General features: G+C 61.0%; 16 protein-coding genes. 13 read left to right on the top strand and 3 right to left on the bottom strand.

All coding sequences use genetic code 11. The features are described 5' to 3' along the window. Positions 1–4 precede the first annotated feature (4 nt). The 5 genes from ABC383_RS12305 (at position 5) to ABC383_RS12285 (ending at position 7,691) form a co-directional block, all read left to right on the top strand. A complete protein-coding gene (locus ABC383_RS12305; protein ID WP_413014311.1) occupies positions 5–1,150 on the top strand; it encodes an ankyrin repeat domain-containing protein in 1,146 nt (381 codons plus the stop codon). 92 nt (positions 1,151–1,242) lie between these two features. Continuing rightward, positions 1,243–1,569, top strand: a complete 327-nt coding sequence (gene yajC, locus ABC383_RS12300; protein ID WP_413014309.1) for a preprotein translocase subunit YajC — start codon at positions 1,243–1,245, stop codon at positions 1,567–1,569. Between the two features lie 93 nt (positions 1,570–1,662). Further along, complete coding sequence (gene secD, locus ABC383_RS12295; protein ID WP_413014307.1) at positions 1,663–3,522, top strand: protein translocase subunit SecD; 1,860 nt, start codon at positions 1,663–1,665, stop codon at positions 3,520–3,522. Positions 3,523–3,552: 30 nt separating this feature from the next. After that, on the top strand, positions 3,553–4,497 hold the full coding sequence (gene secF / locus ABC383_RS12290; protein ID WP_413014305.1) for a protein translocase subunit SecF: 945 nt from the start codon (positions 3,553–3,555) through the stop codon (positions 4,495–4,497). A gap of 179 nt (positions 4,498–4,676) precedes the next feature. Then, entirely contained in the window at positions 4,677–7,691 is a 3,015-nt protein-coding gene (locus tag ABC383_RS12285) for a hypothetical protein (RefSeq protein ID WP_413014304.1), read from the top strand. A 39-nt stretch (positions 7,692–7,730) separates the two neighbouring features. Here ABC383_RS12285 and purB read toward each other — a convergent pair whose 3' ends face one another. Further along, positions 7,731–9,098, bottom strand: coding sequence for an adenylosuccinate lyase (gene purB / locus ABC383_RS12280; protein WP_413016330.1), 1,368 nt, complete (start codon positions 9,096–9,098; stop codon positions 7,731–7,733). Between the two features lie 192 nt (positions 9,099–9,290). Here purB and ABC383_RS12275 point away from each other — a divergent pair, with 192 nt between their 5' ends. Further along, a complete protein-coding gene (locus ABC383_RS12275) occupies positions 9,291–9,899 on the top strand; it encodes a glutathione S-transferase family protein (protein ID WP_413014302.1) in 609 nt (202 codons plus the stop codon). Positions 9,900–10,004: 105 nt separating this feature from the next. Here the strand turns inward: ABC383_RS12275 and ABC383_RS12270 are convergent, their stop codons facing one another. Both ABC383_RS12270 and ABC383_RS12265 read right to left on the bottom strand, forming a co-directional pair. Further along, positions 10,005–10,688: a Fe2+-dependent dioxygenase gene (locus ABC383_RS12270; protein ID WP_413014301.1), complete on the bottom strand. Its 684-nt coding sequence runs from the start codon at positions 10,686–10,688 to the stop codon at positions 10,005–10,007. A gap of 13 nt (positions 10,689–10,701) precedes the next feature. Then, positions 10,702–12,888, bottom strand: a complete 2,187-nt coding sequence (locus tag ABC383_RS12265; protein WP_413014299.1) for a TonB-dependent receptor — start codon at positions 12,886–12,888, stop codon at positions 10,702–10,704. Positions 12,889–13,337: 449 nt separating this feature from the next. Between ABC383_RS12265 and ABC383_RS12260 the strand changes: the two genes are divergently transcribed. The 7 genes from ABC383_RS12260 (at position 13,338) to ABC383_RS12230 (ending at position 20,041) form a co-directional block, all read left to right on the top strand. Then, on the top strand, positions 13,338–13,568 hold the full coding sequence (locus ABC383_RS12260; protein WP_413014297.1) for a hypothetical protein: 231 nt from the start codon (positions 13,338–13,340) through the stop codon (positions 13,566–13,568). 257 nt (positions 13,569–13,825) lie between these two features. Then, entirely contained in the window at positions 13,826–15,121 is a 1,296-nt protein-coding gene (locus ABC383_RS12255; protein ID WP_413014295.1) for a hypothetical protein, read from the top strand. Continuing rightward, on the top strand, positions 15,118–15,924 hold the full coding sequence (locus ABC383_RS12250) for a hypothetical protein (RefSeq protein WP_413014293.1): 807 nt from the start codon (positions 15,118–15,120) through the stop codon (positions 15,922–15,924). The genes ABC383_RS12255 and ABC383_RS12250 overlap by 4 nt, the downstream gene beginning before the upstream one ends. Next, the gene (locus ABC383_RS12245) at positions 15,921–16,628 is read left to right on the top strand and encodes a hypothetical protein (RefSeq protein WP_413014292.1); all 708 of its coding nucleotides are present in this window, start codon (positions 15,921–15,923) and stop codon (positions 16,626–16,628) included. The genes ABC383_RS12250 and ABC383_RS12245 overlap by 4 nt, the downstream gene beginning before the upstream one ends. Beyond that, positions 16,625–16,804 (top strand): hypothetical protein, encoded by a 180-nt coding sequence (locus tag ABC383_RS12240; protein ID WP_413014290.1) that lies wholly within the window; start codon positions 16,625–16,627, stop codon positions 16,802–16,804. Before ABC383_RS12245 ends, ABC383_RS12240 begins: the two co-directional genes overlap by 4 nt. Before the next feature lie 52 nt (positions 16,805–16,856). Then, on the top strand, positions 16,857–17,837 hold the full coding sequence (cpaB, locus tag ABC383_RS12235) for a Flp pilus assembly protein CpaB (protein ID WP_413014288.1): 981 nt from the start codon (positions 16,857–16,859) through the stop codon (positions 17,835–17,837). Positions 17,838–17,920: 83 nt separating this feature from the next. Beyond that, positions 17,921–20,041: a pilus assembly protein N-terminal domain-containing protein gene (locus ABC383_RS12230; RefSeq protein WP_413014286.1), complete on the top strand. Its 2,121-nt coding sequence runs from the start codon at positions 17,921–17,923 to the stop codon at positions 20,039–20,041. Positions 20,042–20,050 lie beyond the last annotated feature (9 nt).

Here is a 20,050-nt window from a genome sequence, read left to right as displayed (position 1 = left end):
TTCGATGATGGATGCGCGATACGATGACGATATACCAGCCCTATGGATGCTGCTGCAGGAAAATTATCCCGACTACCCGGAACCTTCCTTTCCCCACCTGGAAACTGCGCTGGCGCCGCGGATTGTTGCCGTGCCCGCCACGCAGGAGAACGTTGCGGACAACCGGCTCATGCCGCAGCAGGGCAGAATCTGGCATCAGCTTGACCCGTCGTCATTCTCACAGCCCGCATACAAATCGCAGCAGCAAGCGATCAACGAAGAAATGCGGCGCTTATGCTTCAACTGGAAAGCGGATGACGACCTGGCCACCGTACCCAAGCGTGCCAGCAAGGCAGAACCCCTCCAGGCGCAGGAACCCGCCGTCAGGTTGTCGGAAGGCGCGGCGGCGCTGCTTGCCGCCTGCATCCGTGGCGACCAGCAAGTCGTGCGGGCACTGCTCTGGGAAGGCGAGGAGGTCAATGCCCGTGATCACCATGGCCTCACCGCGCTGGACCATGCAGTCGATCGCAGGCAGTTCATCATCGCCGAGATCCTGACCACCGCCGGCGCAGTCTGGACCCGGTCACGCAACGATGTCACGTCAATGCTGATTCCCGCAGTCAGCGCCAATCTGCCCAACCTGCTGCGCTACGCGCTGGGCGCGGGCGCCGATATCACTGTGACCGACCGCGACGGACGCACCCCCTTGCACCATGCGGTGCTGGGCATGCGCCATGCATTCCTGCATTGCCTGGCAAACCTGCGCACAGCGATGCATGCGGATGCATCAGGCAACACGCCCTTGCACCTGACCGCCCTCGCTTGCAACGAGTACGCGCTGAAGGCGCTTTTGCCCTGGCGTGCGGCTTTAAATGTACGCAATCAGAATGGCAACACCGCGCTTGCCTGTGCCTGTGCGCTTCCGGACGTCAATTCCGTCCTGCTGTTCCTGCGCGCCGGCGCCGACATCACGCTGGAAAACCGTCTCGGCCAGCGCCCGCTGCATGTCGCCTGCCTGCATGGCCAGACGGAGATCGTGCGCATGCTACTGGCGCATGGCGCCGATCCGTGCGGGCGCACCGCCGGCGGCGAGACGGCGCTGGACATTGCGCGGCGGGTGAATATTCCCGCCATCGTCAGCGCCCTGATGCTTGCCGGCGCGACCGATTGAACACGGCGCCGGCACTGCCGGACGGCGCGGAAAACCGGGTAAGCGGTGCTAAAATGCCGGGTCTTTCAAAACTACAAGGTGGAGCAGCACACATGTTGATATCGAATGCATACGCCCAGGCGGCCGGTGCGGGCGGACTGGAAAGCAGCCTGACCAGCTTCCTGCCCATCATCCTGATGTTCGTGGTCCTGTATTTCCTGATGATTCGCCCGCAAATGAAGCGGCAGAAGGAACAGCGGGCCATGATGGACGCGCTGGCCAAGGGTGACGAAGTGGTTACCGTGGGCGGCATGCTGGGTCGCGTCACCAAGGTGGCCGATGCCTATGTCACGCTCGACGTCGCCAACGGCACCGAGGTGGTGGTACAGAAAGCCGCCGTGGCCACCCTGCTGCCTAAGGGCACCATCAAGGCGCTTTAATACCGACCCGGTACGAGCGGCGCAGCGGGACGCAGCCAGTGTCCCGCAGCGGCCTCCCCAGGGCCGCGATCCTCTTCTGAATGCTCCCATGCCATGAACCGCTATCCCCTCTGGAAATACATCATCATCGTCATCGCGCTGCTGTTCGGCGTGATCTATACGCTGCCCAATTTCTTTGGCGAGTCGCCGGCGCTGCAGGTCAGCAGCGCCAAGGCCACTGTCAAGGTGGACAACAGCGTCACCGGCCTGGTGGAGGGCGCACTGCAGAAGGCGGGCGTACCGGCCCAGGGCATCGTGTACGAAACCATCGGCAACCAGGGTTCGGTGCGGGTGCGCTTCGCTGACACCGACACCCAGTTCAAGGCCAAGGGCATCCTCGAAAAAGAGCTCAACCGCGACCCGGCCGACCCGACCTACCTGGTCGCCTTCAACCTGCTGCCCAATACCCCGCGCTGGCTGCAGGGCCTGCATGCCTTCCCGATGTACCTGGGCCTGGACCTGCGCGGCGGCGTGCACTTCCTGATGCAGGTCGACACCAAGGCAGTCATGAACAAGCGGCTGCAGGGCCTGCAGACCAGCGTGCGCAGCATCCTGGTGGACAAGAAGATCCGCTACGCCGGCATCGGCCGCAGCGGCGACAGCGTCGAAGTGCGCTTCCGCGACGAAGCGACCCGCAATGCCGCGCGCGAAGCGCTGGCCTCGCAATTGTCGGAACTGGTGCTGGCCGACGCCGGCAATGGCGCCGAGCTGTCGCTGGTGGCCAGCCTGCGTCCGGAGGCATTGAAGAACACCGTGGAAGACGCGGTGCAGCAGAACATCACCACGCTGTCCAAGCGCGTCAATGAACTGGGCGTTGCCGAGCCGCTGATCCAGCGCCAGGGCGCGGACCGCATCGTGGTGCAGCTGCCGGGCGTGCAGGACGTGTCGCGCGCCAAGGACATCATCGGCCGCACCGCCACGCTGGAAGTGCGCTTCGTCGATGAGTCGGTCACCCGCGGCACGGAAGAAACCGCCGCCATTCCCTTCGGCTCCGAGCTGTTCAAGGTCGGCCGCGGCGCGCCCGTGGTGCTGTACAAGGACCCGATCATCACCGGCGACTATATTTCCAACGCGTCCGCCAGCTTCGACCAGAACCAGCAGCCCGCGGTAGGCATCGATCTCAACGGCGACGGCGGCCGTCGCATGCGCGAAGCCACCCGCAACAAGATCGGCAAGCTGATGGCCATCGTGCTGTTTGAAAAGAACCGCGGCGAGGTGCTGACCGTGGCCACCATCCGCGACGAACTGGGCGCGCGCTTCCAGATCACCGGCATGGGCTCGTCCGAGGCATCCAACGACCTGGCGCTGCTGCTGCGCGCCGGCTCGCTGGCCGCGCCGATGGAAATCATCGAGGAGCGCACCATCGGCCCACAGCTCGGCGCCGAGAACATCGCCAAGGGCTTCAACTCCACGCTCTACGGCTTTGCCGCCATCGCGGTCTTCATGGTCATTTACTACATGCTGTTCGGCTTCTTCAGCGTGTTCGCGCTGGCCACCAACCTGCTGCTGCTGATTTCCATCCTGTCGCTGCTGCAGGCCACGCTGACCCTGCCCGGCATCGCGGCTATCGCCTTCACGCTGGGCATGGCGATCGATGCCAACGTGCTGATCAACGAGCGCATCCGCGAGGAACTGCGAAACGGCGCTTCGCCGCATTCGGCGATTGCCACCGGCTTCGACCGCGCATGGGCCACGATCCTCGACTCCAACGTCACCACGCTGATCGCCGGCCTGGCGCTTTTGATCTTCGGCTCGGGCCCGATCCGCGGCTTCGCCGTGGTCCACTGCCTGGGCATCGTGACCTCGATCTTCTCGTCGGTGTTCATTTCGCGCGGCATCGCCAACCTGTGGTACGGCCGCAAGAAGAAACTCACCAGCATATCGATCGGCCAGATCTGGAAGCCGGGCACCTGAGCCCGGCCCCTACCGACATCAGAGGATTCCATGGAACTTTTCCGCATCAAGAAAGATATTCCCTTCATGCGCCACGCGTTGATCTTCAACGTGATTTCGGCGCTGACCTTCGTCGCCGCGGTGTTCTTCCTGTTTCACAAGGGGCTGCACCTGTCGATCGAATTCACCGGCGGCACCGTGATGGAGGTGGCGTATCCGCAGAGCGCCAATATCGAGGGGATCAGGCAGAACGTGGTCGGCATGGGCTTTACCGACAGCCAGGTGCAGAGCTTCGGCACCGCGCATGACGTGCTGATCCGCCTGCCAACGCAAAAGGGCCTGAACTCCACCCAGGTCAGCGAAAAGGTGCTGGGCGGCCTGAAGGCGCAGGACCCGACGGTGGAACTGCGTCGGGTTGAGTTCGTGGGCCCGCAGGTGGGCGAGGAGCTGACGCACGACGGCCTGATGGCGCTGGGCATGGTGGTGCTGGGCATCATGATCTACCTGGCCTTCCGCTTCGAATGGAAGTTCGCAGTGGCGGCCATTATCGCCAACCTGCATGACGTGGTGATCATCCTGGGCTTCTTCGCCTTCTTCCAGTGGGAGTTCTCGCTGACCGTGCTGGCCGCGGTGCTGGCGGTGCTGGGCTATTCGGTCAACGAGTCGGTGGTGGTGTTCGACCGCGTCCGCGAAACCTTCCGCGACCGCCGCTATGGCAAGCTGGCCACGGCAGACGTGATGAACCATGCCATCACCAGCACGATATCGCGCACCATCATCACCCACGGCTCGACCGAGGTGATGGTGCTGTCGATGCTGCTGTTCGGCGGCCCGACGCTGCATTACTTCGCCATTGCACTGACCATCGGCATCCTGTTCGGCATCTACTCGTCGGTATTTGTCGCGGCAGCTGTGGCGATGTGGCTGGGCGTCAAGCGCGAAGACCTGCTGAAGCCGGCAAAGGAAAAGGACACCACTGGCGGCGCTGTGGTCTGATGCACGCGTGATGCAGCAAGCACGGGCCGCAACGGCCCGTGCCAGCCGGGCTGCCAGGCCCGGCGAACCAGTATGACAGGCGTCCTTTTGCGCCAGTGAATTCTTCCCCTGCAAGTGTTACGAAGGCCGACATCGTCGTTGCGACGTCGTCTTGCACAACACTTATCTGGAGAATAGTCATGGCGGATTCAAGCGTGGAGTCATCGGGCGGGTCGAAGCGATCTAATAGCTATAGCGGTAGTCGAAGTAGCAGTCCGCGCGGCCTGGACGGCTTTTCAAGCGAGTACGGAGTAACGCAGAGTAAGCAAGAAAACGCGAAAACCAAGGCGCCTAATTCCGGTTCCGGCGCGCCCACTTTAAAAGTCAAAAGCCAGAGCAAGGATGGCACTGCGAATTCCAGCTTTTTCGCGCCAGGGTCTGGTAAGAAGCCGGGTATGGGCCCTGGCGCAAAAAGTGGGCAGCTAACTTTAAAACAGCAACTGAGCGCAACCCGGGTTGAAAGCTCCCACAGCTCGGAGTCCAGTCCGCGCAGTCCCGGCGCCTCCGGTAAGCAAAAGCGGGAGAAGGACAATGACAATGACAATGACGTCTACTCCCCCCTGATCGATAAAGATGCAAACGACAGCGCCAAGGAGCGCAAGAGCAGCAAAACGTCTGCGCTTCTCAAAAGGAGGGAGACTGCGAAGGCCAGGAAGCCGGCAAACATCAAAACCAAAGGAGCAACGACTACCACCACAACTACAACTACAACTACAACCACCACCACGACAACAACAGCCACCACGGTGCCTAGGTTAAAGGCGTCGAGTTCCAGCAGCGACAAAGTGGAATCGACGTCAAGCGAGGAGAAAGAACGCACGCCTAACGCCAGCACAAGGGAGAGGCGCCGCTCTTACCTCACTTCAAGCGTCGAGCCGGACAAACAGTCCATAGCGGCTGTGAAGGATGCAAGGTCGATTTTCGAGATGCCACCTAGCAAGCAAAGCGAAGCCTTCAAAACGGTGCTGGACAAGATAGAGCAGATGAAGCCTTGTAACCGCTGTGCCCCATTGGTCACTCTGGCACCCGCCTTGGATCTCCTTGATTCAAAGGAGCAAGCTGTTTACTTGCCGCGGTTGCGCAAACTTGCTTCTCCGCCAATGTCTGGGCAGGATAGAAAAAAAGTCATCGATGCGCTTATATGTGCTTTTGCCGGGTGTGCCATTGATGACACAGGTAGCGATCACAGTAATCTGGATGGAGAAGACTCGGATACGCAGCAGGCTTATCCACCGGACGATGCCAAGGCCCTGAAGCAATTTGAGCAGAAAATCAAGGACGCGAAATCAAGTATTGATGATGTCAATGCGCCCGGCAAGCAACGTTCAATCGACTCCATTAAACAGGTTATGCAAGACGTAGCCGATTCAGGAGATGTTTGCCTGGGGCTTGAATGTGCTATCGGGTTTCTCGACGACCTTGACAACTATCAGGACCATGACAAGAAGACGATTTTCAGTCAACTGCTCGATGTGCTTGGCGATGAAATCGTCGCCACCGCCTTGTTGCTGGGCGTGCTGGGCAAGGAACTGGAAAAGGCTGCTGACATCAACTTGTCGCCGTCGAACATGCTGGCTGGCTTCATCGAGGGCGACAGAAGCGTCATAAAATCGCTGCTAGAATTCATTGCAATACAGGCGCGCACGAAGTCTTTCCTGAATGTTTTCCTTCAGCGTATCCAGGAAAGGTCCAGGGAGATGTTCACGCCGGGAAAGAACAATCCCCGGAGAGCCGCTGCAACGATGTATTTGTTGATGGATATGGCAGCAGCAAGTCAACTGCCTGAAGCCAGTCGGTGCAGGCTGATCCTGTATCTGTACTCCATGAATCCGCCGCCGCTGTATCAATCCCTGTCCAGCACAAGGAAGCAGCATGGTGAAACGGGTTTCGACTTCGCCCATCGGGTGATGGCAACTGCAATCGATGTGTCAGCCTGTTCCAGCTTGCTGCCCGAATCCGTCGACAAAACGATGGTACACCTCGTCAGCTACCAGGACCGTGTTGATGCGGCGAACGGAAAGGAAAAGCAGCCAGGTCTCGAGCCTCGCGGCAAGCGTTTGCGGGCGCTTCTTCTGGACAGCAACGGCGATGCAGCGGAAGTGACGAAGGCAGTCCGAAAAGTGTTTGCGTCCAATGCCAGCTTTGACGACAAACGTATTCTGCTACAGGCAATGGAAACCACGCCGCTGACGGATGCGCTTCCCGCTTACGTTGAAGAGTTTTATTTTGAAAAAGCGGATGTTTACCTAAAAGAACAAAATCCCGATAAGGCCAGGCATTTGCCGGACATGGAACGGCTACGAACGGAAAAGAAGCCCTATTACAAAACACTTTCGCGCATTTATAAAGAACTTCCAGCGGAAAAGGTGGCAGAGCTCAGGAAGGAAACGAAGGAAGCGCATGATAAGGTTTTAAACAGCACTTTGCCAGCCGTGCATGCGGCGATCATGAGTAACAATGTGGCAATGGTGAAAGCTTATTTGAATGCTGTGCTGGCCCCTGATAACGGATTGTCATCGATTCAGGCGATGGAATTGATAAGTATGCCGCATGAGGGAAGATCCGCGTTCTATAGGGCGCTAATGCGCGGCACGCCGGAAATGATAAGCACCTTTTTTGAAACCATCCTTGCCTCGAAGCTGGATGAAACGCATAAGGTAGATCTGCTGTTGGCAAGGCGTGAGTCTGATAATTTTGGCGCATTTTATATTGCCATGTCTTCACGCAATCCCGAGCGGGTCAAGGCGTTTATGGAAGCGGTCTTGACCTCCAATCTGCTCTTGAAGAATAAGGAAAAACTTCTCAGATGTAAGAAAGAGCTTGGAAAAGGCGCTGCGGCAAGCCGAAACAAGATTAGTAAGATCTACGACGACGCTCAATTGTATGCACGCAGCGAAGCAGTACGCAACGAAGCAATATGGGCTTCCAGGGAGCAAAAAATCACTGCGTACGACAAGATCAGCTATGGCGCACGCAAGATACCGAGCACGGTTTATCCCAACATCAAGCGCGATCCTGCCGGCTTGCGTAACAGAGAGGAAATGCCCAGTCTCGTGGCGTTATTCGATGACCTGATTGACAAATCCGACCTGTCCCCTATAGGCAAGGATGGGTTGAAGGACAGGCTTCCAAGCAGAAAGCCGTTGAATTATTAAATCCGATGCCGGCCGTGTCAGCCGGCATCCTCCACCACCTCAGATATCCCGCGCCAGCCGCTCGGCGATGCCGAGATAATTCGCCGGCGTCATTGCCAGCAACTGCTCCCTGGCCTCTTGCGGTATCGCCAGGCTCTGCACGAACGCCTGCAGCGCCTCGCGGGAAATGCCTTTGCCGCGGGTCAGTTCCTTCAGTTGCTCGTACGGGTTCTCGATGCCGTAGCGGCGCATGACGGTCTGCACCGGCTCGGCCAGCACTTCCCAGGTGGCGTCGAGGTCTTCGGCCATGCGCGTCGGGTTGACTTCCAGCTTGTTTAAGCCACGCAGGCAGCTGTCGTAAGCCAGCAGCGCATAACCCAGGCCGACACCGATGTTGCGCAGCACGGTGGAGTCGGTCAGGTCGCGCTGCCAGCGCGACACCGGCAGTTTCTCGGCCATATGCTTCAGCACCGCATTGGCCATGCCCAGGTTGCCTTCTGAGTTTTCAAAGTCGATCGGATTGACCTTGTGCGGCATGGTGGACGAGCCGATTTCGCCGGCCTTGGTGCGCTGCTTGAAGTAACCCAGCGAGATATAGCCCCAGATGTCGCGGTTCAGGTCCAGAAGGATGGTGTTGGCGCGGGCCACCGCGTCGAACAGCTCGGCCATGTAGTCATGCGGCTCGATCTGGATGGTGTAGGGATTGAAGGTCAGGCCCAGGCGCTCTTCGATTACCTGGCGGGAAAATGCCTGCCAGTCCAGTTCCGGGTAAGCCGACAGATGGGCGTTGTAGTTGCCGACCGCGCCATTCATCTTGGCCAGGATTTCCACCGAGGCGATGCGCTGCGCCGCGCGCCGCAGCCGCGCCACCACGTTGGCGATTTCCTTGCCCAGGGTGGTGGGGCTGGCCGGCTGGCCATGAGTGCGCGACATCATCGGCACGGCAGCCTGCTCATGCGCCAGTTCGGTCAGGCGGTCGATCACGGCCTGCAGAGCCGGCAGCAGCACCGTGTCGCGGGCGGCCTTGAGCATCATGCCGTGCGAGGTGTTGTTGATGTCTTCGGAAGTGCAGGCGAAATGGATGAACTCGCTTGCGGCCACCAGCTCGGGCACGTCCTTGACCTGTTCCTTGAGCCAGTACTCGACCGCCTTCACGTCATGGTTGGTGACGGCTTCGATCTGCTTGATGCGATCGGCGTCGGCTTCGGTGAAATCATTGGCGATGCGGGTGAGCAGCGCATTGGCGTCCGCGGAAAACGGCTTAATCTCGGCCAGGCCCGCCGCGGCGAGCGCCTGCAGCCATGCAATTTCCACCTTGACCCGGTGATGCATGAAACCGGCTTCGGACAAAATGGGACGTAGTTTGTCGGTCTTGGCGGCATAGCGCCCGTCAAGTGGGGAAAGGGCGGTCAGGGTGGAGAGAGGCATGGCGATGAGGGAAAGGAAGATGGACACTGTGCCGCGGCAAGGGCGCCGGCCGGCAGAACGGAAAAAAGCGCCATTCTACCACCGGCGGGGATGCGTAATTTCCTTGTTCAGACGCGAAACCGCGTGTATTTTGCGGATTAAACCCGAATTTCCGGGTGCTATAATCGACCCGACCTATTCTAAAAACTCTCTATGAAACTACTCGGTTCCCTCGCCAGCCCCTACGTGCGTAAAGTGCGCGTCGTCATGGCCGAAAAAAAGCTCGATTACGAGTTGGTACTGGATAACGTCTGGGGCCCCGAAACCACCGTTCCGCAATCCAATCCGCTGGGCAAGGTGCCCTGCCTGATCATGGAAGACGGCGCCGCAATGTTCGATTCCCGCGTCATCGTCGAATACCTGGATACCCTGACGCCGGTCGGCAAGCTGATTCCCGCGCAGAGCCGCGAGCGCGCGGTCGTCAAGTGCTGGGAAGCGCTGGCCGATGGCGTGCTCGACGCCGCCATCCTGGTGCGGCTGGAAAAAACCCTGCGCCCGGTCGAGCAGCAGAGCCAGATCTGGATGGACCGCCAGATGGGCAAGGTGCATGCCGGCCTGAAGACCATGTCGCAGGACCTCGCCGAGACGCCGTACTGCATGGGAAACCAGTTCACGCTGGCCGACGTGGCCATCGGCTGCGCGCTGGGATGGCTGTCATTCCGTTTCCCGGAAATCACCTGGCGCGACGATTATCCGAACCTGGCGCGCCTGTTCGACAAGGTGTCCGAACGGCCTTCCTTTAAAGATACCGTCCCGCATTAATGCTTCATTAATGGCCTGTGCGGCATATGCCTGCATGGGCTTTCAAATTGAAAAACGGCGCTGATTGCGCCGTTTTGCTTTCATGCTCGCTGCCAACCATGCGCTTCAGGTGTCGGCCCACATCCGCAACAGGTTGTGATAGCAGCCCGTCAGCTTGACCACCGGCGGCGTGTCGCCCTCGGTGCCGCGCAGGGTGAGGATGGACATGTCCAGATCGAACAGCAGGCGGCGCTGCGCGTCGTCGCGCACCATGCTCTCTATCCAGAAAAACGACGCCAGGCGGCAGCCGCGGGTGACCGGCTCGACCCGATGCACGCTGGACGCCGGGTACAGGATCAGGTCGCCGGCGGCCAGCTTCACCGACTGGCTGCCGAAGGTGTCCTCGATCACCAGTTCGCCGCCGTCGTATTCCTCCGGTTCGGACAGGAACAGCGTGGCCGACAGGTCGGTGCGGACCCAGGCGCCGGTGATGGGCGAGGTGCGCACCGAATTGTCGATGTGGTTGCCGAAGGCATTGGACGCGCCGTCATAGCGGTTGAACAGCGGCGGATAGGTTTTCTTGGGCAGCGCGCCGGTGATGAACAGCGCGCTCCTGCCCAGCGCATCGAGCACGATGGCGCGCGCCGCGCGCGCGGCTTCCGAATCTTCCGGCAGTTGCCGGTTGTTCTTGACCTGCTCCGACTGGGTGCCGGCGGTGATCTTGCCATCCGCCCAGTCGGCTTGCTCCATGATGGCGCGGCACCGGGCCAGCGCGTCGGGCGACAGGACTTCGGGTACGCGCAACAGCATGGAGGACTCCCGGTCAGAACTTGGTGGACAACGTCAACTGGGCGATGCGGGTAGTGCCCGGCACGATATGGCCGGCATACACGCCCTCATAGTACTTGCGGTTGAACAGGTTGAACACGTTCAGTTTCAAGGCCCACTTGTCCATCTGGTACTCGGCCATTGCATCCCAGCGCACGTAGGATGGCGCCTCGTTGGTATTGGTGGTGTTGCCATAACGCTTGCCCACCGCTTCCACGCCGCCGCCGAGCTTGAAGCGCTCGCTGACCCGGTAGGTGCTCCAGATGTTGGCCGTGTGCTGCGGCGTATTGATCGGGCGCTTGCCCAGCGTGTCCTGCTGGGTGCCGGTGGCAGCGTCGATCTTGGCGTTCATCAGCGCCAGGCCGCCGAAGATTTCCCAGTTCGGCGTGATCCGGCCGGCCAACTCGAACTCGATGCCGTCGGTATGGCGCTTGCCGGAGAGCAGGTTCTGCTCGATGCTGACAGCCAGGTCGGTATTGCGCTCGTTGGTTTTTTGGGAGCGGAACAGCGCGGTGCGGAACATCACGTTGCCGTCCAGCAGGTCCCACTTGGCGCCAACCTCGATATTGCGGTTCTTTTCCGGCGGCGTATTCGCGCCGCGGTCGTCCAGCGCATACAGTTCGCCGGAAGGATTGAACGAGGTGCCATAGGAAGCGTAGTAAGACGCGGTATCGGTCGGCTGGAAGATCAGGCCGGTGCGATAGCTCCATTCGGCATCGGTGCGCGACAGTGGACCGGCGGGCGCGGCGCGCTCATAGTCGGCGGAGAAGCGGTCATGGCGGGCGCCCACCAGCACCTTCCATTGCTTGTTCAGGCTGATCATGTCCTGGCCATAGATGCCCACGGTATGGGCGTCATAGCTGACCGGATTGATGCGGGTCTTGTTGCCGTAACCGGGCGGCAGCACGGGGTAGGCATTGATGTTGCCCACCGTGGTCGACGGATTGGCCGGCGTGGTGGCGTAATTCCAGCGGTTGGCTTCTTCCTTCACCAGTTCCGCACCGAGCAGGATTTCATGCTTCATGCCGGCCGCTTCCAGCTTGGTGGTGAAGTCGGTCTGGCTGGTCAGCGTGTGCTCGACGCCGCCGCGGCGCTGTGCCTGGCGATTGATGAAAGTGCTCGGGCTAATGAAGCTGGTGTTGGCCGCCAGGCGCGGCGCTACGGCCCACAGGTCGCGGTCGTAGTCGGCCTTGCGCAGCACGGTGCGCACCGAGGTGTCGTTGTCGAAACGATGAATCCAGCTGGCGGTTGCCATGTCGGTGTCTTCGCGCTGGTAGTCCGAGTCAGGCAGACCGTAGAAGGTGTTGACCGGCACGTTCAGCGGCTTGCCCCGGAAGTAGGGCACGCCGAAGTCAGGCGTGTTATTGCCCTTGAGCTTGTAGTAGGACAGGTTGAACTCGTCCCTGGTGCCGATGCCCCAGCTGAACGACGGCGCCACGCCCCAGCGCTCGCTGTGCACGCCGTCGCGGAAGCTGTCGGTATCGGTCTTCATCACGTTCAGGCGCACGGCAGCATTCTCGCCCACCACCCGGTTCAGGTCGGCGGTGCCGCGCTTGTACGAATCGCTGCCCACGGTCAGGGCGGCTTCATTGATGTTGGACAGGAAGGGTTTCTTGCTGACCTGGTTCACCACGCCGCCGGTCGAGCCGCGGCCGAACAGCATCGATGCCGAGCCGCGCAGCACATCCACCTGCTCGATATTGAAAATCTCGCGGTTGTATTGCGCGATGTCGCGCATGCCATCCAGGTACAGGTCGCCCACCAGCGAATAGCCGCGCAGCGTGATGTTGTCGCCGATACGGCCGCCTTCGCCGGCATTGAAGGTCAGGCCGGCGACATTGCGCAGCGCTTCCTTCAGGGTGTCGGCGCCGCGATCCTGGATCAACTGCTCGGTCACCACCGTGACTGCCTGCGGCACGTCGCGCAGCAGTTGCGGCGTCTTGCCCACCGTGGTTTTCACGCCCTGATAGCCCAGGTTTTCCTCGCGCTGGGTCTTGACGTTGATTGCCGGCAGCGCAGCCGCTTCCGCCTGCGCGTTTTCCTGCGCATGCGCCACGCCGGACAGTGCAACGGCGGCCATCATTGCGCCCAGCGGCAGCAGGGCGGGACGACGGGCGCCGGCGGCGCTCAATTCGGGGTGGCTGATATCGGCGGCGAGGGGCCGCAGAGCGGGACGTTGCATGCTGTTCTTCTCCTGGGATAGCTCGTCGCGGCACACGCGACGAGAGGCGCTGACTGGTTTTGTGGCTGGCTATCCGCGGGAGGGAATTGCTGGCTGGATGGACGATGACCGAGCTGGCACTGGGCACCGCCAGAAATGATAACTATTCTCATTTACATTGGCAACCCTTTATGCAATCTTCCGTCCCCACTGCGGCACGGTCGCCACAGTAGCGGCCCGCGGGCTGATCAACCCTGCGCCAGGGTGACGAAAGGCAAGCAGGACGCATCTGTCAACTGCCAATGTTTCGAGCTTCCGGCAGCATTTGCGGTTTCTATACTCCCTCTCCACAAGGCAGCCATTCAAGCCTTGCCTCGCAAGCCCGTCCGACCGCAACCCTCTTCAACGTTGTCTCTTCAGGGAGTGCTCGCATGCGTCATCTTCGTGCAGTTCAATCACGCGGTCAGGGCATGACCGAATACATCATCATCGTTGCGCTGATCGCGGTGGCGGCTATTGCTGTCTACCAGTTCTTTGGACAAACCATACGCAGCCAGATGTCGGCGATCGCCAACGAGGTAGGCGGAAAATCAGGGGCCACCGCCGTCACGGCGGCAGGCACCGCGGCGGCCAAAACGGACGACCAGCAAAAGGCAAAAGGCTTGTCGAACTATGCGGATGGCGCGGACAAGGCGAAGTAGACAATTGCCGGATGCTTCCCATGCGCCTGCCTCGCCGTCTCCCGACAGCAGCCGTGCGCAAACCACTGCGTTCTTCGTTTTGCACACTGCACCGCCAGCGTGGCCAAGCGCTGATCCTTGGCATTTTCTTCCTGATCGCCGGGCTGGCCGGCACCTATTTCCTGTTCAACACCGGGCAGGTCATTACCGAAAAAAACCGCCTGGTCACCACCGCAGACGCGGTTGCCTATGGCGCGGGCGTGATGCAGGCCAGGGCATTGAACTTCGATGCTTACGGCAACCGCGCCCTGGTTGCCAATGAAGTACTGATTGCACAAATGGTCAGTCTGTCTTCCTGGTCGCAATATGTGAAGACGCATGCGGAAAATCTGCCATGGCAGTTTCCTGAATGCATGGATCCAAACGGCGTTGGTGAGGCGTATGGTGTGGCATTCAAATACGATCTCTTGTTCGCCGCTAAATGCTATCTATCCGTGCAATATGCGGGCGAGTTCGTTGCCCAAGCCGCTGAAAAGCTGCCGATGCTGATGCAGAAAATCGTCATCGGCGTGGAGGCCAACAAGAAGCTCATCCAGCTGGCGCAGAAAGCGCTACACGGCCCCGGCACAGCCAATGGCAGCGGCAACGCAACCCTGAGTGCCTTCCAGCTGTCGCGCGCCACGGTAATGCAGGAAATTGCAGATGCCAACTATCGTGGCGACGGCAGTGTGACCGCCACCGCGCAATTGCTGACCGACAGCTGGCCGGGCTTTACGCGCCGATATGAAGGCGCTGAGCGTGCCCGCTTCGCAGAAGTGACCAAGATCGCTGCCTATAGCGATGGCTTTGTCAAACAGCGCAACTGGACTGCTAACGCCATGTTCCCAGACCCAACCCAATGGGTTTGCGTACTGAATTGGCGAAAGAACTCGGTCAAGCGGCGCGGCGGCACCGAACTGGTCAATTACGATGAATGGAAGGCCGAAGATACCGAGTCCTATTGGGAGTTTCGCAATACCGGCCGCATTTTCAAGCGTTGCCGCAGCCGCGAGCATCCAATCGCCTGGGGCGAGCAGCAGGCGCATCCGGATGATGCTGACCAGGACGATTCCGAGGCAACGCTGGGCGGTTCGCCACGCACCAATCCCTATGCCCACAGCTTGGCCTCTTCCGATCAGTGGGCTGAGTACACCGGCCTGCCAGCCTTCCAGGACCTCAACGCCGACCACCTGAAGCCTGGCGAGCCTGAGCCCCGGCTCAAGCTGCAGGTCAAGCTGACCCGCCAGCGCGACCAGCTTGCCACGCCTGAAGGCCGATCGGCGATCAGGCAGGCGCCCGATCCTGCCGGGGCGCGGCCGAATGTAACGGCTTATCAGTCCAACCTGTCGGGCGGAGAAATGACGGCCAGCGCGGCAGTGGAAGTGTGGTTCGAAAGGCCGCCTGGCAGTGTGAACAACACCTGGGGTAGTGCGCACGGCAAGCCATCCGAATTGCCCAGCCTGTTCAATCCCTACTGGCAGGCGCGCCTGCTGGACCCGTCGCTGCTGGCAACGGTAGCCGGAGCGTCAAAATGAGCGGACTGGTGCACAAGCGCGGCGCAAGGGCAGGGGCCGTGGCAGCAATGCACGGTCAGGCACTGACGGAGTTCCTGGTCATCAGCCTGGTGCTGATTCCGCTGTTCCTGTTGTTGCCCGTTATCGGCAAATACCAGGACATCAGCCATGCAAGCCAGATGGCCAGCCGTTACGCTGCATTCGATGCCGTACTGCGCAACGACGGCAACAACAGCCAGAAGCCCCCGGCACAGCTGCAGAACGAGTTGCGGCAACGCTATTTTGGCCCTGCGCAGGCCGGCATCAGAAGCGGCCCGGAACAGGAAGCCGCACTCAAGGACTACTGGAATGACCCGTTCGGCAAGCCGCTGATACGCAATCCCGATGACATTGCATTGTCCTTTGGCGCATCCCATGGCGACAGACATGCCGATGGCTATGCCAAGGCCAGCGATACCCTGCTCTTCCCGTGGGCCAGCCTGGCGGGCCTTTCCGCCAACGGCATCTACCGTGCCAATGTCGCTGTCAGGCTTGCCAATCTGCCCGAAGGCCTGCGCAGCATCGAGCCCTTCGACAAGCTCGATTTGACCATCGAGCGGCATGCGAGCGTGCTGCCCGATGCCTGGACAGCCGCTTCGCCCGTCCAGGCAGAGCAGCGCTTTGGCCGCATGGCGCCGATCAATGCGCTGATGCCGGAAGACCTGATCTCGCTGGCCATCGAGTACGTCGACCTTGGAAAGGTCGAGGCGCCACGTTTCGGCAATCTGGCGGCCTGGCGTGACGTGGTGCCACAGGACCGGCTTCAGGGAAAAAAAACGCCATGAGACTCTCACGACGCTTCCTGCTGCTTGCTGCTCTGGCATGTCCTCTCGCCCGTGCAGCCGACACAACGCAATGGCCTGAAGTGCGCCTGCCTCCCGGTGCGCAGGGATTCTCGCTGGGCGGCCCCCTCTCCGCCAACGGCATGCCGATGCAAGTGCAGGGATTTCTCAGCAAGCAGCCGGCAACAGAAATCATTGCCTGGTTTCGTGCCAGCCTGGGCATGCCGCTGGTTGAAAACCACGTCGGCGCCAGTACGGTATTGGGTCGGGCGCAAGGCAGCCGGTACCTGACGGTGCAGATCGAGCCGGCGGGCAGTGGTTCACGTGGCTTGATTGCCCAAACTGACTTGGCGGCCATGGTGGCAGACCGTGGAGAGGAGCGCAGGCTGCAGGCACACTGGCTGTCGCGCCTGCCTTCTGGCATGCGACTGCAAAGCCTCACACGTGGACATGATGCGGCGCGCCACTACCAGTACCTGGTGCTGGACAGTCCGCATTCATCAAGCCTGAGCCGCAATGCCATCAACAACCTGATGCAACAGGACGGCTATGCATTGGAGCGCGAGCTGCGAGCCGTGAAGCCACCCTCCCAGACACTCTATTTTCGTGGCGCGGCGCGTGAGGCCACCGCTGTCATCCTGGCACATGCCGACGGCTCCAGCGCGGTCGTGCTCAACACCGTCGTCACCATCGATGGCATGCGATGAGACGGGCGCGGCGTTGCGGCGGCCAGTCCTCGGTGGAATACGCCGTGGTGTGCGCGGCCATTGCATTAACGCTGGGCATAGGCATGGCCGACCCGGACAGCGTGCTATGGCAACTCGTCGATGCGCTGCGCACCGCGTATCAGAAATTTACCTACGCCGTATCCCTGAGCGAATGACATCATGAAATTTGCGCTTCCTTCTTTTCCGCGGCCAGGAAAAACCACCATAGTGCTGGGTCTCGCCCTGGTCATTGGCGTTGTCGCAGCCCTGGCGGCCAACCGCTTTCTCTCCGCCCGCATCGATGCGATCGAGGCCCGCAGCCGGACCGCCATGGTGGAAGTGGTGGTGGCCAGGACAGATCTTCCCAAGGGACAGGAGATCGGACCCGGCAATGTCGCGCTGCGTCCCATACCCAGGGACTATGCGCATTCCAATGCGCTGACCAATGACAGCTTCGGCAGCGCTGTGGGACGCAAGCTCGCCTACAACATCAAGGGCGGTGAAATGCTGCTGTCGAGCATGCTGGAAGCGAGCAAGCCAGCCACATTTTCCGGGCGCGTCGGCATCGGGTGGCGGGCAATGACGGTTGCCGTAGATGAAATCAATTCCATCTCGGGCCTGCTGGAGCCGGGCGATGTGATCGACCTGATTGCAAGCCTGGAACGCAAGGGGAACAAGCTCACCATGCCGCTGCTGCAAGGGGTGCACGTGATCGCCACCGGCCAGCGGCTGGTCGACGACCCAGTCACTGGCGAGCGCAAGCAGTATGCAACGGTCACGCTCAATGTCACGCCATCGCAGGCGACTACTCTGATTGCCGCACGGGATGGCGGCAAGATCACCGCACTGCTGCGCAATCCGGGCGACAGGCAAGCCGCGCCCGGCGATGCACTCGACATGAATGCACTGTTCGGGCAGGGCATGAATGAAGACCCGGAGATTCCGGTGCTGTACGGCGGCCGTGTGAGCAAGTTTCCACCCGAAGCGCTATGGCTGGGCGGATACAGGGCGGCATCCGGTGGAACGACAGCAGGCGGCTTGAACGCAGCAAGCGGGCAAGCGCGCCCGGCTGCAGTTGTTCCAGTGCTGACACCGTCGATTACAGGCGCTGCGCCTTTGCCTTCAGGCGATGCAATCGATGCAGCCGATGCACCGGGCACATCCGCTCCCGCCATGCCACGCGCAAGCCGCGCTACCGATCCACGCTAGCGTCAATGATTGGGAACCCCTTCATGTACCTTCTGCCAGTTCGCTGCCAAGCCACACTGCCGCTAGTCTTCATTCTTGTGCTGATGAGCGCTGTTTCCGGTGCAGAGGAAACAGCGCTTGCGGGCGCCAGTTCCACCGGCGCCATCACTTCCGCGCAGGCGCCGGTTTCTGCTTCAGGCAAAACTACGAGTACATCGCCACCTGCACCAGTTGCCGGCCATGGCTACGCAGAACAGCTACGCCCGCGCAGGAAGGCGGCGCCAGTACTGGTCAACCAGCCGTATGCGCCGATCCGCAAGGCCGACGAGCCGGTCGACATTCCCGAAATCGAGATGTTTGTCGGCGAGTCGCGGGTATTTCCCACACCTGGCGTGGGCCGCATTGCGGTCGGTAATGGCCAGATCCTGACCGCCGCAGCGCTCGATGGCCGGGAAACCATCCTGTTCGCCAATGCCGTCGGCACCTCCTCGCTCTTTGTCTGGAACGAGGACGGCCGTTACCAGCGCCTCAAGATCAATATCGTTCCCGGCGACACCAGCCGATATGCGCGGGAAGTCGCTGCCTTCCTGGCGACGATACCAAGCGCCCGCGCATCGGTCATTGGCGACAAGGTCATCGTCGAAGGCGATGGTTTGTCCGACTTCGACCTGTTGAAAATCGATGAGCTGAGCAAGCGCTATCCGCAGATCGTCAACTTCACCAATCGCCTGGGCTGGGAAAAAATGGTGCTGCTGGATGTGAAGATTGCGGAGTTTCCCGTCAGTGAACTGCGCGAGCATGGCATCAAATGGACGCCCACTGGCGGTGGCGCGATTGCCGGCATCTGGTCGCCGCTACGCCACGGCACCGATGGGCCGTACCAGATCAATATCCAGACCGCAGGCCAGGGCAATGCCGCGCCAATTTCGGTGCCGCAAGGTGTCGAAGGTGTGCCGGCAGGCGGCGGCGTGCCGCTGCCGAACGGACTAAAGATCCTGTCCGGCATCAACATGGGCTTGAATGCGCAACTGAATTTGCTGGCGCAGAACGGCCGCGCCAGCATTCTGGCCGAGCCCCAGCTATCCGCCCGCAATGGCGCCAAGGCCAGTTTCCTGGCCGGTGGCGAATATCCCTACACGGTGTCCACCATCAACGGTCCGACGGTCTTGTTCAAGCCCTATGGCGTCAAGCTCGACATCCAGCCACGGGTGGATAGCCACGGCGTAGTACGGGCGATGATAGACAGCGAAGTCAGTTCGATCGATGCTGCCATCTCCACACCCGCCGGCCCTGGCCTGCGCACCCGCAAGACCAGTACCGAATTCAATGTGAACAGCGGCGAAACCATTGTGCTGTCCGGCCTGCTGTCACGCGAAACCAGCACCGATATCGACAAGGTGCCGTTCCTGGGTGACCTGCCCATACTGGGCGCGCTGTTTCGCTCAAAGCGCTTTCAGAACAAGGAAACCGAGCTGGTGGTATTCGTGACGCCCACCGTGGTGGACGGCAAGACGCCCGAACTGGCTGAGCGCGTGCGTCGCACCGACGAAAGACTGCAGGCAACCATGGGCCCGGCGCCCTATCTGAGCCAGCCGCTGCAACCCGGACGCGACGCCAGCAGCTTCACCCAAGCTGCACCAGCCGACGAAAAGCCCACACGGTCCAGTCTGCAGTTCGATCCTCCCGGTGGCAGCCTGCTGATGGTAACCAGCCCCAGTGCGCTGCTGCGCCTGCGGCCTCATGCGGCGTCGGCCGCAATCATGACTCTGGGCCGCGGCGCCGCGGTACGCATGGGTGCGCAGCAGCCCGAAGTCGATAGCAGTCGCTGGCGGCATGTGCTGGTGGGTGAAGTCAGTGGCTGGATTGCCGCTGATGCGGTACAGCCGGTAGGGCAGGCAACGCCGCAGCCCGTGCCGCGTGACAGCCAGAGCAAGGACAGCGATGCCATCGGCGTGCCAGTCTCGCCAATCAATGCGGCCAGCCCCGTAGCTCAGGCAGGCGACGCCAGCCCCGACCGGATGCGGGTCATTGCGGACCGGCTGGCGCTGCGTGTCACGCCCGACATCAATGCGCCGATGCTGCGCCAGCTGCGCGCTGGCACGGTGGTCGAAATCCTGCCGCAGCCACAGCGTGCTTACTGGACGGCGGTGAGAGTGGACGGGCAGCGCGGCTGGGTGGCCAGCCAGTGGCTGGTGCCGGACGAAGCAGGGCGGGTTAATCGATAACGGGGGATG

Origin of the sequence: Noviherbaspirillum phoenicis, from assembly GCF_047237965.1 — a bacterium.
Classification (GTDB): Bacteria; Pseudomonadota; Gammaproteobacteria; order Burkholderiales; family Burkholderiaceae_D; genus Noviherbaspirillum_A.
This window is presented reverse-complemented; position numbering and strand designations above follow the sequence as displayed.

What these genes read in the sequence shown, in the direction of transcription:
- ABC383_RS12265 (WP_413014299.1), bottom strand. Translation starts at nt 12,888, where the DNA reads ATGCAACGTCCCGCTCTGCGGCCCCTCGCCGCCGATATCAGCCACCCC.
- ABC383_RS12285 (WP_413014304.1), top strand. Translation starts at nt 4,677, where the DNA reads ATGGCGGATTCAAGCGTGGAGTCATCGGGCGGGTCGAAGCGATCTAAT.
- ABC383_RS12230 (WP_413014286.1), top strand. Translation starts at nt 17,921, where the DNA reads ATGAGCGCTGTTTCCGGTGCAGAGGAAACAGCGCTTGCGGGCGCCAGT.
- ABC383_RS12260 (WP_413014297.1), top strand. Translation starts at nt 13,338, where the DNA reads ATGACCGAATACATCATCATCGTTGCGCTGATCGCGGTGGCGGCTATT.
- secD (WP_413014307.1), top strand. Translation starts at nt 1,663, where the DNA reads ATGAACCGCTATCCCCTCTGGAAATACATCATCATCGTCATCGCGCTG.
- purB (WP_413016330.1), bottom strand. Translation starts at nt 9,098, where the DNA reads ATGCCTCTCTCCACCCTGACCGCCCTTTCCCCACTTGACGGGCGCTAT.
- ABC383_RS12270 (WP_413014301.1), bottom strand. Translation starts at nt 10,688, where the DNA reads ATGCTGTTGCGCGTACCCGAAGTCCTGTCGCCCGACGCGCTGGCCCGG.
- ABC383_RS12240 (WP_413014290.1), top strand. Translation starts at nt 16,625, where the DNA reads ATGAGACGGGCGCGGCGTTGCGGCGGCCAGTCCTCGGTGGAATACGCC.
- ABC383_RS12250 (WP_413014293.1), top strand. Translation starts at nt 15,118, where the DNA reads ATGAGCGGACTGGTGCACAAGCGCGGCGCAAGGGCAGGGGCCGTGGCA.
- ABC383_RS12245 (WP_413014292.1), top strand. Translation starts at nt 15,921, where the DNA reads ATGAGACTCTCACGACGCTTCCTGCTGCTTGCTGCTCTGGCATGTCCT.
- yajC (WP_413014309.1), top strand. Translation starts at nt 1,243, where the DNA reads ATGTTGATATCGAATGCATACGCCCAGGCGGCCGGTGCGGGCGGACTG.
- ABC383_RS12275 (WP_413014302.1), top strand. Translation starts at nt 9,291, where the DNA reads ATGAAACTACTCGGTTCCCTCGCCAGCCCCTACGTGCGTAAAGTGCGC.
- ABC383_RS12305 (WP_413014311.1), top strand. Translation starts at nt 5, where the DNA reads ATGATGGATGCGCGATACGATGACGATATACCAGCCCTATGGATGCTG.
- secF (WP_413014305.1), top strand. Translation starts at nt 3,553, where the DNA reads ATGGAACTTTTCCGCATCAAGAAAGATATTCCCTTCATGCGCCACGCG.